The 13882-nt window shown below is 63.5% G+C and carries 20 protein-coding genes; all 20 read left to right on the top strand.

Features of this window, described 5'->3' with window-relative positions; genetic code table 11:
- Positions 1 to 168 precede the first annotated feature (168 nt).
- The 20 genes from N4G42_RS13660 to N4G42_RS13565 all read left to right on the top strand — a co-directional run bounded on the left by N4G42_RS13660 (position 169) and on the right by N4G42_RS13565 (position 13843).
- Positions 169 to 417: a hypothetical protein gene (locus N4G42_RS13660; RefSeq protein ID WP_260667545.1), complete on the top strand. Its 249-nt coding sequence runs from the start codon at positions 169 to 171 to the stop codon at positions 415 to 417.
- The gene (locus N4G42_RS13655; protein ID WP_260667544.1) at positions 417 to 707 is read left to right on the top strand and encodes a hypothetical protein; all 291 of its coding nucleotides are present in this window, start codon (positions 417 to 419) and stop codon (positions 705 to 707) included. The genes N4G42_RS13660 and N4G42_RS13655 overlap by 1 nt, the downstream gene beginning before the upstream one ends.
- A complete protein-coding gene (locus N4G42_RS13650; protein WP_260667543.1) occupies positions 704 to 1504 on the top strand; it encodes a YdaU family protein in 801 nt (266 codons plus the stop codon). Before N4G42_RS13655 ends, N4G42_RS13650 begins: the two co-directional genes overlap by 4 nt.
- Positions 1501 to 2046, top strand: a complete 546-nt coding sequence (locus N4G42_RS13645) for a hypothetical protein (protein WP_260667542.1) — start codon at positions 1501 to 1503, stop codon at positions 2044 to 2046. The genes N4G42_RS13650 and N4G42_RS13645 overlap by 4 nt, the downstream gene beginning before the upstream one ends.
- Positions 2037 to 2264 (top strand): hypothetical protein, encoded by a 228-nt coding sequence (locus N4G42_RS13640; RefSeq protein WP_260667541.1) that lies wholly within the window; start codon positions 2037 to 2039, stop codon positions 2262 to 2264. The genes N4G42_RS13645 and N4G42_RS13640 overlap by 10 nt, the downstream gene beginning before the upstream one ends.
- A 333-nt stretch (positions 2265 to 2597) precedes the next feature.
- Complete coding sequence (locus tag N4G42_RS13635) at positions 2598 to 2960, top strand: endonuclease (protein WP_260667540.1); 363 nt, start codon at positions 2598 to 2600, stop codon at positions 2958 to 2960.
- Positions 2961 to 2967: 7 nt separating this feature from the next.
- The gene (locus N4G42_RS13630; protein ID WP_260667539.1) at positions 2968 to 3150 is read left to right on the top strand and encodes a hypothetical protein; all 183 of its coding nucleotides are present in this window, start codon (positions 2968 to 2970) and stop codon (positions 3148 to 3150) included.
- Positions 3143 to 3475: a hypothetical protein gene (locus N4G42_RS13625; RefSeq protein ID WP_260667538.1), complete on the top strand. Its 333-nt coding sequence runs from the start codon at positions 3143 to 3145 to the stop codon at positions 3473 to 3475. Before N4G42_RS13630 ends, N4G42_RS13625 begins: the two co-directional genes overlap by 8 nt.
- Positions 3472 to 3711: a hypothetical protein gene (locus N4G42_RS13620; RefSeq protein WP_260667537.1), complete on the top strand. Its 240-nt coding sequence runs from the start codon at positions 3472 to 3474 to the stop codon at positions 3709 to 3711. Before N4G42_RS13625 ends, N4G42_RS13620 begins: the two co-directional genes overlap by 4 nt.
- The gene (locus N4G42_RS13615; protein ID WP_260667536.1) at positions 3708 to 4253 is read left to right on the top strand and encodes a hypothetical protein; all 546 of its coding nucleotides are present in this window, start codon (positions 3708 to 3710) and stop codon (positions 4251 to 4253) included. Before N4G42_RS13620 ends, N4G42_RS13615 begins: the two co-directional genes overlap by 4 nt.
- Before the next feature lie 44 nt (positions 4254 to 4297).
- Entirely contained in the window at positions 4298 to 4687 is a 390-nt protein-coding gene (locus N4G42_RS13610; protein WP_260667535.1) for a hypothetical protein, read from the top strand.
- Positions 4688 to 4764: 77 nt separating this feature from the next.
- Entirely contained in the window at positions 4765 to 5313 is a 549-nt protein-coding gene (locus N4G42_RS13605) for a hypothetical protein (protein ID WP_260667534.1), read from the top strand.
- A 70-nt stretch (positions 5314 to 5383) separates the two neighbouring features.
- A complete protein-coding gene (locus N4G42_RS13600; protein ID WP_260667533.1) occupies positions 5384 to 5959 on the top strand; it encodes a terminase small subunit protein in 576 nt (191 codons plus the stop codon).
- Positions 5956 to 7227 carry a PBSX family phage terminase large subunit gene (locus N4G42_RS13595; RefSeq protein ID WP_260667531.1) on the top strand — a complete coding sequence of 424 codons (1272 nt, stop codon included), beginning with the start codon at positions 5956 to 5958 and terminating at the stop codon, positions 7225 to 7227. The genes N4G42_RS13600 and N4G42_RS13595 overlap by 4 nt, the downstream gene beginning before the upstream one ends.
- Before the next feature lies 1 nt (position 7228).
- Positions 7229 to 9472 (top strand): hypothetical protein, encoded by a 2244-nt coding sequence (locus N4G42_RS13590; RefSeq protein ID WP_260667530.1) that lies wholly within the window; start codon positions 7229 to 7231, stop codon positions 9470 to 9472.
- A gap of 263 nt (positions 9473 to 9735) precedes the next feature.
- On the top strand, positions 9736 to 10755 hold the full coding sequence (locus N4G42_RS13585; RefSeq protein ID WP_260667529.1) for a hypothetical protein: 1020 nt from the start codon (positions 9736 to 9738) through the stop codon (positions 10753 to 10755).
- A 65-nt stretch (positions 10756 to 10820) separates the two neighbouring features.
- The gene (locus N4G42_RS13580; protein WP_260667528.1) at positions 10821 to 12104 is read left to right on the top strand and encodes a N4-gp56 family major capsid protein; all 1284 of its coding nucleotides are present in this window, start codon (positions 10821 to 10823) and stop codon (positions 12102 to 12104) included.
- Positions 12105 to 12158: 54 nt separating this feature from the next.
- Complete coding sequence (locus tag N4G42_RS13575; protein ID WP_260667527.1) at positions 12159 to 12641, top strand: hypothetical protein; 483 nt, start codon at positions 12159 to 12161, stop codon at positions 12639 to 12641.
- Positions 12642 to 12692: 51 nt separating this feature from the next.
- Entirely contained in the window at positions 12693 to 13172 is a 480-nt protein-coding gene (locus N4G42_RS13570; protein ID WP_260667526.1) for a hypothetical protein, read from the top strand.
- Positions 13169 to 13843 (top strand): DUF6682 family protein, encoded by a 675-nt coding sequence (locus N4G42_RS13565; RefSeq protein WP_260667525.1) that lies wholly within the window; start codon positions 13169 to 13171, stop codon positions 13841 to 13843. The genes N4G42_RS13570 and N4G42_RS13565 overlap by 4 nt, the downstream gene beginning before the upstream one ends.
- The last annotated feature ends 39 nt before the right edge of the window (positions 13844 to 13882 follow it).

The following is a 13882-nucleotide window of genomic DNA, read 5'->3' as shown; positions in this document are numbered from 1 at the left end:
AGCGCTGACAGACCGCGAATTGAACGTGGTCGAGCAGGTAGCAAGGGAGCGCGGAATCACTACCGATGAAGCCTCTACGCAGCTTGCACAGGAAGCACTAGCTCAGCGTTTCCGACGCCACCTGGGCCGCGCCCCAGCAGCCGTCTACCCAATCAAGCGAGCCAAGCCATGAACGCCTTCACCTCCGTTCGCCCACGCGGCCCCGATCTGGAAATCCCCGCAGCCGCACCCCGCAAGACCAACCACAGCCGCGCACCCATTGAGGGCAATGTGCAGCAGGCCTTGGATCGCAACGGCCGCCGCACGGTGAGCCTGGAACGCAAGACCAAGGGCGGCATCACCCTGGAGAAGCGCCCGGCCAGCGCCGCTACCTTGGCGAAGCAGGCGCGCGCGGCCAGCGGTGGAGGTGCCGAGTGATGCGCACCAGTCAGCAAGACCTTTTTGGCGCGGCCCCCGCTCCGCGCAACTTCGACCAGGAGGCATTGGGCTTCCTGATCGCCTATGCACGCAAGCACAAGGGCCACCCATTCAGCGCCGAGCACGTCACGCTGGCCGCCCAGGAGAAGGGCATTGCGCCTGACGACCTACGCGCATGGGGCGCTGTGTTCACCCAGGCCGCGCGCGACCGGCACATCCGCCGCAGCGAGGTTCTTTTCCCGCGCTCGATGGGCAATGGCTCGCTCGCGCCGGGGTGGATTGCTGCATGAACTTCTACAAGCGCTACCCAGCCGACTACGGACGGAAGACCGCTCGCCTGACGCTGGCACAACACGGCGCCTACACGCTGCTGCTGGACGAGATCTATTCGACTGAGGCCCCATTGCCGGGTCCGTTCGATGAGCTGTACCGCATCTGCCGCGCCATGTCCAAGCCAGAGCAAGAAGCCGTGCGCGTGATTGCCGAACTGTTCTTCCCCCTGGGTGATGACGGCCTGCGCCGGAACCAGCGGGCCACCGAGGAAATAACCGAAGCGGCCCCTGCAATTGAAGCCGCCAGGTTGAACGGGAAAAAAGGTGGAAGGCCTCGAAAAGAAACCCAGCAGAAACCCACTGGGTTTTTCGAGGGTAACCAAGACGGAACCCAAACCGAACCCGGGACGAAAGCTCCTCATAGCTCAGATAACTGTTCTTCACTACGTTCAGAACAGTCATGTGCCAAGCCGAGCGGATACAGCGTCGATTTTGAGCAGGCATGGATGGCCTACCCGAGCCGCACTGGCCACTCGAAGGCCGAGGCGTTCAAGGCCTGGAAAGCGCGGATCGCCGATGGCGAGGCGGTGGAAACCATCCTGCAGGGCGTCAACCGCTACGCCGCCTACTGCGAGGCGAACCACACCGAGCCACGTTTCGTGAAGCACGCCGCCACGTTCTTCGGGCCTGACCGGCACTACCTGAACGACTGGACTGTGCAGCAACGCGCCGCAGCGCCGCAGGCCTTTCAGTCCGCAAACAACACCCGCTACGCGGCAGCCGCCGCAACGATCTACGACGGAGTGAACCTGTGAACGATGTTGCAACCCTGGCCCATGAGGCCGTGCGCGAAGCTGCCAGCCAGCCGCGCGCCAAGCGCGAGGCGTCTCCGACTGTCCGCAAGCTGTTTGTCCTGCTGCACGGCGCTTACGGCAGCCTGTTCCTGTCAAAGTACGCGACCGGCGAAAAGAGCGAGGCTGGCGGTGACAAGGGTGTGGCTGCTGCCATGCTGGTGTGGGATGCCGCACTTTCTCGCTTCACCCCCGATGTGATCGAGGCTGGGGCCAAGCGCCTGATGGCGGAATCCCCAGAATTCGCTCCGAACCTGCCGCAGTTGGAGAAGGTTTGCGAGGCCATCACGCCACGCAAGACCTACGCCGAGGAGGCCGGTTTGCCACGCCTGCCAGCACCAGCGCCAGCCGAGCCCATGAAGGTCAGCTTCGATATGCGCGGCGATGGCAAGGACTGGGCCCGCCGCATCCTGGCCCGCAACGAGGCAGGCGACAAGATCCGCCCCTACACCCTGCTGTCGGCCCGTCAGGCGTTGGGCATGGAGGGGCGCATGTCATGGCAATGACCCGCGCCGAAGCCCTCCGCAAGCTGCTCGCCTTGGGCGGCCTGTACCGCGACGAAATCTTTACCGCCATGGGTGGCAGCCCGCTAGAGGTATCCGACGCGATCACCGAGCTGCGCCGCGCTGGTGAGTTGCAACCGGTGCGAGAGGGTTGGATTCGACAGGTGTACCGCCTGACAGACGAGGCCCGCGCCCGAGCATTTGGGGGCGTGAATGCATGAACTGCCACTGCTGCAACGATGCGCGCGTGGAGCCGAAACACCACCGTTTTTTTGCCGATGGCTGCCTGCATTGCGCAGCCCGGCGCATCCAGTACCTGCAGCGCACGTTGCGCCTGGGCGAGTCGGCCACCAAGGAGCGGTGCCGCGCCGCGCTGGCGCAAGCGATGGCCTTGGGCCTGCCCGAGCTGGAAATCCGGCGCATGGCGAAGTTGCCGGAGCCAAGGAGCGGGAGGCGTGTGCGAAGGTTGCCATGGAGTTTCGGCGCGGCGATGGCGACCCGGTATGCGGTGAGGTGGCTGCAGCCATCCGCGCCCGAGGCACGAAGGAGGGCGCATGACCACGCTGCAGCTCACTCTGCCGTGGCCGCCCAAGGAGCTGAGCCCGAACGCGCGCCAGCACTGGGGCGCACTTTCGCGCGCCAAGAAGGCCTACCGCGCCGCCTGCGCCTGGACCGCGAAAGAGCAGGGCGCCAAGCGCATCGAGGCCGAGCGACTGCACCTGACCATCACGTTCGTGCCGCCCAACCGCCGCGCGCATGACTTGGACAACTGTTTGGCGCGCATGAAGTCCGGCCTGGATGGTTTGGCCGATGTGCTGGGAGTCGATGACAAGCACTGGCAGCTGACTCCCATCAAGTCGGATGAGGTGGGTGGATTCGTGCGGGTGGAGGTGCGCGATGCGCTGCGCGTTCTGTAACCGCCCCATGCTGGCCGCCGCTGTGTTTGTTGGCGCCATGCCCATCGGCCCCACCTGCGCACGCAAGGCGGGATTGCTGGAGTTGGCGCGCAAGAAGGCGGGGGCGCTGCGCCTGGCCCGGCCGAGCATCGGGCAGCGCCGCGCGGACCCGCAGACCCTGGACCTGTTCGCGGAGGTGGAGCATGTCTGAGCCCGTGGACCCACAACGCGCCGTCGATTTCCTGATCGAGCACTCGCGCCAGTACGCCCAGGCCAAGGCCGACCGCGTGCACCTGGAGCACTTCCGCAAAAGCAAGAAGGCGCTGCTGATGAACGCCAGCCCGGAGAAGGCCGTGGCAGCGCGCGAGCAGTTCGCCTACAGCCACCCCGAATACATCGCGCTGCTGGAAGGCCTGCGTGAGGCCGTGCGCGTGGAGGAGGCGCTGCGTTGGCGCCTCACCGCCGCCCAGCTACGGGTGGAAGTGTGGCGCAGCGAGAACGCCAATAACCGCCGCCTGGAAGGAGCCACCCGGTGAAGCCAGCAACCCAATTTCAAAAGATGCGGGAGCGCCGCATCGAGCGCGAAAGACTGGCACGCGAGCTTGCGCGTGCAGAGGCTGCACTCGACCAGCGGTTGTGCGAAAGCAATCTGAACTGTTTGCTCCAGCTGGTGAAGCCACAGCACCCCCGGGCGAGCAACTACCAGGAGTGCATTAAGGCATTTGCAGCTATGCGGCTGCCGATGCGCCCGGAGTGGAGCAACAGGATATGAAGCGATCCGCCCCACTCACGCGCGCGGTATTCAAGTCTCGCGCACTGGGACCGACCATCGGCCTGTGCCGCGACCAGCGCCTGGAGGAACGCGCAGCGCGTGCGCTGGCATCAGCCACGCCCCGCGCATCCGTGATGGCATGCGCTACCGCCTACGCCGCGCCCATCGCCAAGGAGTGCGCAGCGACCAGCGAAGCCTACCGCCGCGCTGTGGCCAGTCTGCCGTGCGCAGCCTGCGGGATCTACGGCTACAGCCAGCACGCCCACGGCAACGAGGGCAAGGGACTGGGCCTCAAAACTGACGACCGCACCGGCGTGCCGCTGTGCTGCGCCCGCCCCGGCGAGGAAGGCTGTCACATCAAGTTCGACCAGTACCGCCTGCTGCCCGGTGGCCGTGATGCCCACCGCGAGGCTATGCGGACATGGGGCGCGCAGACGAGAGCCATGGTGCACAGCCTGGGCCTGTGGCCCAAGAACCTGCCGCCATGGCCGGGTGACAAATCCGATCGCACCCCCGGAATTTCTAAGCAAATCGGCAGCTAGCGTCCGCAAATACTGCGCAGCAAGCTATCAATACAGGAGTGAATATGCCACGCAATCCACAGAACCCGCGCCTGAGCAATGGGGAGCGCATCCGCGAAGTGTGCGAAATCACGGAGCGCTTGGGCAAGGCTACATCGCCCATGGTTCGTGTGCGAATGGTTGGCCCGCAGACCACCAGCAACGCCGCGAAATACTGCAGCCGTGCCGCCTACCAGGGGCTGCTGATCGCTGACCGCACGGTGCACCCCGTTCTTTATCAAGCTGCCCCCGACTGGCGCGACCGGTTTGCAGCGCGAAGCGTAAAGCCAGAGCCCATTGAGGATGACGACGAGGTGCTGCTGAAACCCCGCTACACCGGCGACGAGGTGCTGGCCATGGCCCGAACCGTGCCAAGCAGCGTGTGGCAGCTGGGCGCACGCGCGATGGGCGCGTAGAAAAAAGAAAGCCCGCACATGGCGGGCCTTCCCGATCTTTCGACCTGAGCAATCGAATGATACAGCGGAGAGCCACCATGTCCACACAGCCACAACAAATCAGCCCTGGCGGTCTTCTTGCCAACGAAGACCCGACGAAGCGCGACCGCTTTGCGAATGGTCACTTGATCTGGCAGACCATCCTCGAACTGCGCAACACGGGGCGCCGCATCAACCGCCGCGCCCTGGCCGATCTGACAGGCCTCAAGCCGGGCGTGGTGGATGACCATGTAGAGCGCTGGATCGAAAAGGACCAGCTGCGCCGCGCGGGGAATGGCGAGCTGGAGGTGATCGAGCAATTCCCAGCAACGCGGCCTATCAGCACCACGGACCTACCAGACGGAATGGTGAAGCTGGAGGTGGGTAGCGACTACCTGGAGTTGACCCCAGCCGAGGCACGAACGATGGCCCGGATGCTCTACGGGCGCTTGCATGAACTTGCCCAGGCCGAAAGCTCCAACAAGGCGGTGGTGCTGTGCCACGAGCTGGCCCGCGAACTGAAAGAAGCACGCAGGCAAATCAAGGCCCTGCAATCCAACGCGCAGGCAACGGATGTAGAGGCCAAGCAGCTGGTGCTGCTGGCGTGATACCGCGCCATCCGCACTTCCCCCCACTCAGGTTAGACGCCCCGCCCAGCGCCCGGAACACTCCGGGCCCATGGCATCAACCCCCGCGCCCAAGAAGGCGCCCCCCAAGAAGCCCCCAGCCAAGAAGCCCGCTGCGCGTAAGAGTGCCGCGGGCATTGGTGCGTCTGTGAAGCCTCCAAAGAAGCTGGGCGCGCCGAGCACGTACACCCCCGAGTTGGCTGCAGCAATTTGCGAGCACATCGCCGCGGGGAAATCGCTGCGCACGATTGCCGCACTGGATGGAATGCCAGCACAAAGCACGATCATGGTGTGGCTGGATGGGAAACACCCAGACTTCACGGAGCAATATGCGCGCGCGCGCGAGGCCCAAGCAGACAAGCTGGCCGAGGAAATCCTGTCTATTGCCGATGATGGCCGCAGCGACACCTACATCGACGCCGAAGGAAACACCAAAAGCGACCCTGAGGTGATCCAGCGATCCAAGCTGCGCGTGGAAGCCCGCAAGTGGCTGGCCAGCAAGATGGCGCCCAAGAAGTACGGCGACAAGATCCAGGCCGAGCACACAGGCGCCGATGGTGGCGCTATCCAGGTTGCCAGCACCGTCACCTTTGTGCGCCCGCCAGTGCGCGATGAGGACGACGAATGAGCGACCTGAGCATCGCCCTGCACCTAACCCTGCCCGAGAAGCTGGCGCCGCTGTACGAGCCGCGCCGGTACAAGGTCATGCACGGCGGCCGAGGTGGCGGCAAGTCGCATGGTGTGGCCCAGGTGCTGTTGGAGACTGGATCGCGCCAGCCGCTGCGCATTTTGTGCGCCCGGGAAATCCAGAAATCCATGCGCGATTCGGTGCACCGGTTGCTCAAGGACTACATCGTCAAGCTGGGCCTCACGGCCTTTTATGAGGTGTTGGACACTGAAATACGCGGCAAGAACGGCACGCTGTTCCTGTTCGCTGGACTGCAGAGCCACACGGTTGACTCCATCAAGTCGTTTGAGGGTGTGGATCGGGTGTGGATTGAGGAAGCCCACGCCATCAGCAAAAAGAGCCTGGACACGCTGATACCCACGATCCGCAAGGAAGGCTCAGAGATATGGATGACGCTGAACCCAGACATGGCCACGGACGAGGTGTACGAGCGCTTCATTGCAACACCCAGCCCTGACACCTGGGTGTGCGAGGTCAACTGGCGCGACAACCCATGGTTCCCCGAAGTACTGAATGACGAGCGGCTGAAAGCCAAGCGCGCGATGCTCAAAGAGGACTACGAGCACATTTGGGAGGGCAAGGCGCGCATGGTGGCCGAGGGCGCGATCTATCGCTACGAGATTGACGCCCTATACACGGACGGGCGGGTTTGCCCAGTTCCCTATGACCCACTGCTACCCGTGCACACCGTATGGGACTTGGGCTGGAACGACGCCATGACGATCATCATGGTGCAGCGCGGACCGCAGGACGTTCGCATCCTGGACTACATCGAGGACAGCAACCGCACGCTGGATTGGTATGTGGCCCAGCTGGCCAAGCGCCCGTACCGCTGGGGTACAGACTTCATCCCCCACGATGGCAGAACGCGCAACTTTCAGACAGGCAAGAGCACCGAGGAACTGCTGAGAGCCATGGGCCGCGCACCCCTGGTGCTGGCCCAGACCAGCGTGGAAGAAGGAATCAAAGCCGCGCGCATGGCTTTCCCGCGATGCTATTTTGATAGCAAGAAAACCCAGCGGCTGCTGGAGTGCCTTAAGCGCTACCGCCGCGACATTCACACCAAGACCGGCGAGCCGACCGTGCCGCTCCACGACGAGTACAGCCACGGCGCCGATGCTTTTCGGTATCTAGGCCAGTCTGTGGAGCGCATGAATACCCGGACAGACAGCTATGAACCCCCAGAACCCCCAGATTGGCGGACCTGACATGACAACCTACACCACCCCATCTGAGCAACCCGCAGGCCAAAAAGGCGGGATTGAGCTGGACGAGTTCACCCGCTACTTGCACGAAATCATGAACCAGCCCGCCTGGCGCTCGCGTGCCGACCGGGAAATGGACTATGTGGACGGCAACCAGCTGGACGCCGAAGTCCTGCAGCGCCAGCGAGCACTGGGCATGCCACCGGCCATCGAGCCGCTGATCGGTCCTGCCATCGAGGCGGTGCTAGGGCTGGAGGCAAAGACGCGCACCGACTGGCGCCTAAGTGCTGACCACCCAGGGAAAGAGGGCGATGAAGTCGCCGCCGCCCTGAACTACAAGCTCAATCAGGCCGAGCGGCAGAGCAAGGCAGATGCAGCCTGCACAGCCGCGTTCCGCACCCAAGTGTGCGTTGGCATCGGTTGGGTGGAAGTGGCGCGCGAGAGCGACCCGTTCAAATACCCATACCGTGCGACGGTCGTGCATCGCAATGAAATCTACTGGGATCACTTAAGCGTAGCTCAGGACATGAGCGATGCTCGCTACCTGCTGCGCCGCCGCTGGACCGACATTGAGCAGGCGGTCCTGAAGTTCCCCCAGCATGCCGATCTGCTGCGGTTGTGCATGGGGCGTTGGACCGACCGCTCCGACCTGACCATGGACGGGTCATCGAGCACCGGCCTGGCCATGAATCTTTTGGATGAGCGCGGCTGGAGCATCGAGGAGCAGCAGTGGCGCGACTCCGAGACAGGCCGGGTGTGTCTGTACGAGCTTTGGTATCGCCGCTGGGTCAATGTGACGGTGCTCAAGAGCAAGGATGGCCGCGTGGTGGAGTATGACAAGGCCAATCCTGCCCATGACATGCTGCTCGCTACCGGAGCAGTGAAGCCTGTGCGCGCCGTGATGCCGCGCATGTTCGTGAGCTTTTGGGCTGGACCGCACAAGCTGCACGATGGCCCGACTCCGTACACGCACCACGATTTCCCCTATGTGCCATTTTGGGGACACCGCGAGGACCGCACAGGCATCCCGTTTGGCCGGGTCCGTGGCATGGTGTACCTGCAAGACAACGTGAACGCGACCACCAGCAAGATCCGCTGGGGCTTGGGCGCAACCCGCACGGAGCGCACCAAGGGCGCTGTGGCCATGAGTGATGCCCAGTTCCGGCAGCAGGTGTCGCGGGTTGATGCGGACATTGTTCTGGACGCGGACCACATGGCCCGCCAAGGCGCACGGTTTGAGGTCATCCGCGATTTCCAACTGAACGAGCAGCAGTACAAGATGCTGCAAGACTCGCGCATCGGCATTGAGCGCGCAAGTGGTATCAGCTCTGGTTTCATGGGGCAGAAGGGCACCGCTACCAGCGGACTGCAGGAGCAGACCCAGATTGAGCAGGCCACCCAGACCCTGGCCGCGCTGATGGACAACTTCAAGCAGGCGCGAACCAAAGTTGGCGAGTTGCTGCTGTCACTCATTATTGAGGACATGCAGGACGAGGAAACCATGGTTATCCCAGGCAATGCGATCCGCGAGGACCGTCAGATCGCCCTGAACCAGCCCGCATTCGACCCAGTGGCACAGATCCACTACCGCACGAACGATGTGCAGCGCACCCGGCTCAAAGTGGCCTTGGACGATGTTCCAGCCTCCAGTAGCTTCCGCGCGCAACAGTTGAACGCGATGAGCGAAGCCTTCAAGTCAATGCCGCAGAACATGCAAGTAGTGGCACTGCCGCACATGCTGGCGCTGATGGACATTCCCGAGAAGGAGGAAATCGTCAAGGCGGTACGCGCTGCAGCCCAACAGTCCACGCCAGAGCAGATCCAGCAGCAGATCGACCAGGCTGTGCAGGAGGCGCTGACCAAAGCCCAGGTGGAGCTGAAGGCGCGCGAGGTAGCGATCAAAGAACGCAAGGCAGACTCGGAGACGCGAGAAATCGACGCCCGCAGTGTGCAAATCGGTGTGCAGGCCGCTTACTCTGCAATGCAGGCTGGCGCGCAGATTGCCCAGATGCCGCAGATCGCGCCCGTAGCCGATGCCGTGATGCAAGGCGCAGGCTACATCAAGCCTGCGCGCGGCGACGACCCGAACTTCCCCACCGCCCAGGTGCCCGTGGCTGTACCGCCAGACGGTGCAATGCCGCAGGTTCAGCAGAACACCAGCCCCGTTTTCCCACCCGTGCCCGATGACGGCACATCCCCGATGGCTGGCATTGAGACGCCCACCGTGACCGACAACATGCCCGCCTGAGAACAGAAACCGCCCGAGAGAACCGCCCACCGAGGCGGTTTTTTCATGCCCGCTCCAAAGTTCCCCCCCAGTCCGGTTTCTCCAAGATCGCGCGTATAGGCAAAGTCCACCCAAGCCCCCCGCCGTGAAGCGCCGGGCGAACCCGCAACGCCGTGAGGCGTCGCATTTCCCAAAGCTGGAGATGGACCAGCGCAGCCTACGGGCTGTGCGGCCTGTCGAATGCGCAACCCTTTGGTGCGGCTCCGATAAGCCGCAGGGACGCAATGACTACTCAAAGCGAGTTTTTCCTAGAGCACGCAGTCAACGGTGAACTGACCGACGCACAAATGCTGCAGATGATGAATCTGCCCGAGGGCGATACCAGCGCACTGCTGGAAGGTGGCATGCCCGATGCCGCAGCAAAAGCCGAGGCCACGCCAGACGACGCGCAAGGCAAGCAGAGCGAAACGAAAACAGAAGCGACAACGCCAGAACCCGACCCCACAAAGGCCGTGGTGCTCGCAAAGGACGGTGTTCACACCATCCCATTCGAGAAGTTGGCCGAGGCGCGCGAGGCTGAAAAGCATTGGAGAGCGCAGGCAGAAGCCGCAGCCGCCGAGTTGGCCGCCCTCAAGGCAGCCGCACAGCAGCGGGCAGACGCTGGTGATGCCCCTACCGCAACCGACCGCCAGGTAGCTGCCGCAGAGGCTGCGATTGACGCCGGTGTGGACCCAGCCATCTTTGGGGATTTTTCCGAAGAAGGTATTGCAAAGGGCATCCAGACGCTGATGCAGCAACAGGCACAAACCATCAACGCCGCCGTTGAAAAACGGCTGTCGCAGGTGTTAGGCCCACTGGTGCAGCAGCAGACCGTGAGTGCCACTGAGGCGCACATGAGCGCGATCTACGCAGCCCATCCCGACGCTGACTCCATTGCAGAAAGCAAGGAGCTGGCCGATTGGATTGAGCGGCAACCGAGCTTTGCACGGGCTGGCTATCAAGCCGTCCTGCAGCAGGGTTCAACCGCCCAAATCATCGAGTTTTTCGACACGTTCAAGCAAGCCACGGGAATGACTGCCCAGCAACCCACGAACGGGAAACCGGACGTGGCAGCCGCTGCGCAAGCAGCACTTGCCAAGGCCAAGGCGACCGTGCCCACGAGTCTGTCGGAGATCCCGGCTGGATCGAAAGCACACCACGACGAGGCCCAGGCATTGATGGAAATGAGCGACAGCAGCGCACTGACGAGCTTCATGGGCAAGAGCCCGGAGCAGATCAGGGCCTTGCTGGAGAGGGCTCTTTGAGCTTGTTGTTTTTGAAGTCGGCAGCGCTGTGAAGCGCAGCCCCATCCCACACGAAGGAGTTAGCCATGGCGACGAACATCCCATACGGCAGCCCGGTTGCCAACAAACTGCAATCGGCTGGCCTGTTTGCTGCAAACATGCAGCGCAATACCACCATCAACCGTCTGACGGGCAAGTTCCCGCAGCAGGCCCAGACGGAAAGCATGATCCGTCAGCAGACCAGCACGAACATGCCAATCGTGCGCTGCATGGACTTGCAGAAGATGGCGGGCGATGAGGTCACTTTTGACCTGGTGAACCACCTTGGCGGCAAGCCCATCATGGGTGCGCGCAACGCCGAAGGCTACGGCAAGGCCATGTCTTTCTCGCAAGACAAGCTGCGCATTAACCAGGCTCGCTACCCCATCAGCGCTGGCGACACGATGACCCAGCAGCGCACGCCCCATGAGCTGCGCAAGCTGGCCCGCACGCTGGGCGAGGCCTACATGAACCGCCTGCAGGATCAGCTGTCGCTGGTGCACATGGCCGGTGCGCGTGGCTTCCACAACAACGTGGAATGGGCGGTGCCCCTGGCGAGCGACCCCGATTTCTCCGAAATCCTGGTCAACCCCGTCAAGGCGCCTTCCAAGAACCGCCACTTCCTGAGCACCGGCTCGGGCTTGGAGCGTGTGAGCGCCGCTGGCAACGAAATTGCGTTGGCTACCACCGACGTGTTCAATGCCGACCTGGTGGACGCCCTGCGCTCGCACCTGGACACGATGCCGCTGCCCCCTCCCGCTGTCGAGTTCGACGGCGACAAGCTGGCGGCCGACGCGCCCCTGCGTGTGCTGATGGTGTCTGCCGAGCAGTACGCCGCCTTCACCCAGACCACGGGCTACCGCACCTACCTGGCCAACGCCATCGCGCGCGGCCAGCAGGCGGGCAATCACCCCCTGTTCATGGGCGGCGACACGGCGCTGTGGAACGGCATTCTGCTGGTCAAGATGCCTAAGCCCATCCGCTTCTACGCGGGCAACGCCATCAACTGGTGCGGTTCGTACACCAGCGAGTCGGAAACCACGACCGACCTGGTGCCCGCATCGTTTGGCACGACCTACGCTGTGGACCGCGCCATCCTGCTGGGTGGCCAGGCTCTGGCCGAGGCCTGGGGCAAGCACCGCCAGACCGGTAACCCGTTCTTCTGGAGTGAGAAGGAACTGGACCACGGCGACAAGCTGGAACTGCTGGTTGGCGCCATCAATGGCCGCTCCAAGGTGCGCTTTGAAGTGGACCACGGCAACGAAAAGCAGATCACCGACCACGGCATCATCGCCATCGACACGGTGGTGAAGCTGGGCGTTGCAGGCTAATAGGGCAGGGCTGGGGCAACCCGGCCCGCTCTCCATTTTTCAGGAGTAACGGACATGGCCACCATCACCAAAAACGCTCTCAAGGACGAGAAGCAATCCACCGGCACCCCCTACGGCACTGCCACCACCCTGCATTACCAGCTCGCCACCAACAGCACCGGCGCTGTGGTGGGCGCGGATGTGACCACTGCGGTCACTTCTGGCTCTGTGGTCCGCATGGGCATCTTGCCTGCGGGCATGCGCCTGGACGACGGCAAGGCGATTGTCTCGACCGGCTGGACCGCCACCATCACCGCCAAGCTGGGCTTTGCCTACGTGGATGGCGTGGACAGCACGGCGGTGCCGCAGGACGACGACTACTTTGGCGCGGGCATCACCATTGCCACTGCAGGCCGCTATGCAGCCTCCAACACGGCGGTGCGCCCCGTGGTTCTGCCCAAGGATGCCTACCTCATCCTGACCACGGCAGTGGCCGACAACGCCAAGGCCTCCCAGACCGATGTGCTGGTCAACGTGACCAATGTTGGCGTGGCCTAACAGCCCAACGCGGGGGCTTCGGCCCCTGCCCATTTTTCTGGAGTGAATCCAATGGCCCGACCCAAGAGCGCCCAGGCAATCGCTGCCCCGGCGCAGGACAAACAGCCCAAGGCAATCGCTGCCCCGGCGCAGGCTTCGGTGCAGGTTCCGGCAGGGTTCACGCCGGTCAAGTACGTTTTCCGCCGCAAGGCGCACACCGATGCCCTGTACGGCACGCGCATTGTCTGGGACAGCCCAGGCGACGTGCGACTGGTGCCAGAGGATGTAGCCGCGATGATGCTAGCCCGCAATCCTGATGTGTACCAGCTTGGCGAATATGCTGGTGAGGACGCGCCCGCCGTGGCCGCCAAGCCCACCGCGCCCGATGACGTCGCCCGCCAAGAGCTGGATATGCTGATCCAGACCATGGACAAAGAGGCTTTGGAGGGCTACGCAAAGACCCACTTCGGGCAGGACTTGGACCGCCGCAAGAGTGTGGAAACCCTGCGCCAGCAAGTGGCGATGCTGGTTGACCAGTTCGGTGCCCCATGAACCTGGAGCAGCTGATCGCTCAGTTCCGCATTGATGCGGATGACCTGGTGACGAACCCGCCATTGTGGAAAGACGAGTGGATCGCGGCATGGCTCACCGAGGCCCAGGCCGAGGCCACCATCCGTGGCCGCCTGCTGTACGAAGCTGCCGACCCTGCCATTTGTGAGATCGCTGTGACGGCCGGCGTGGCCACCTACCCGCTGCACAAGTCGCTGTACGAGTTGGCGCACCTGCGTTTCAAGCCCACCGGCTCCACCCAATCCGAGCCCGTCCACCTCAAGGCGCGCGAGGAGATGGACCGCATTCGCCCCGGCTGGCGTGACCGCACCAGCACCCAGCCGTACTTTGCGATTCAGGATGACACGCGCATCACGCTGGTGGACCGCCCGGCCGTTGCTGGCACGCTGTATGTGGAAGGCTACCGGGTGCCGCTGCGCGCCCTGGCCAACGACAACGACAAGCCCGAGATCAACGAGGCGCACCACCGCTACCTGGTGCACTGGGCGCTGCACCGCGCATTCAGCAAGCCCGATGCGGATTCCGCCGACCCGGCACGCGCGGCCAAAGCAGAGACGCAATTCACCGCGTACTTTGGGCCGCCTCCCGACGCAGACCTGCGCCGCAGCACGCGCCACGACGAAACCCAGACGAACAAGATTTTCTGGCCCTGACTTCCCCCCCAGTCAGGTTTTCGCAAAAGGCCATGCCAC

Source organism: Acidovorax sp. K2F, assembly GCF_025246485.1.
GTDB classification, from domain to species: Bacteria; Pseudomonadota; Gammaproteobacteria; order Burkholderiales; family Burkholderiaceae_C; genus Acidovorax; species Acidovorax delafieldii.
This window is presented reverse-complemented; position numbering and strand designations above follow the sequence as displayed.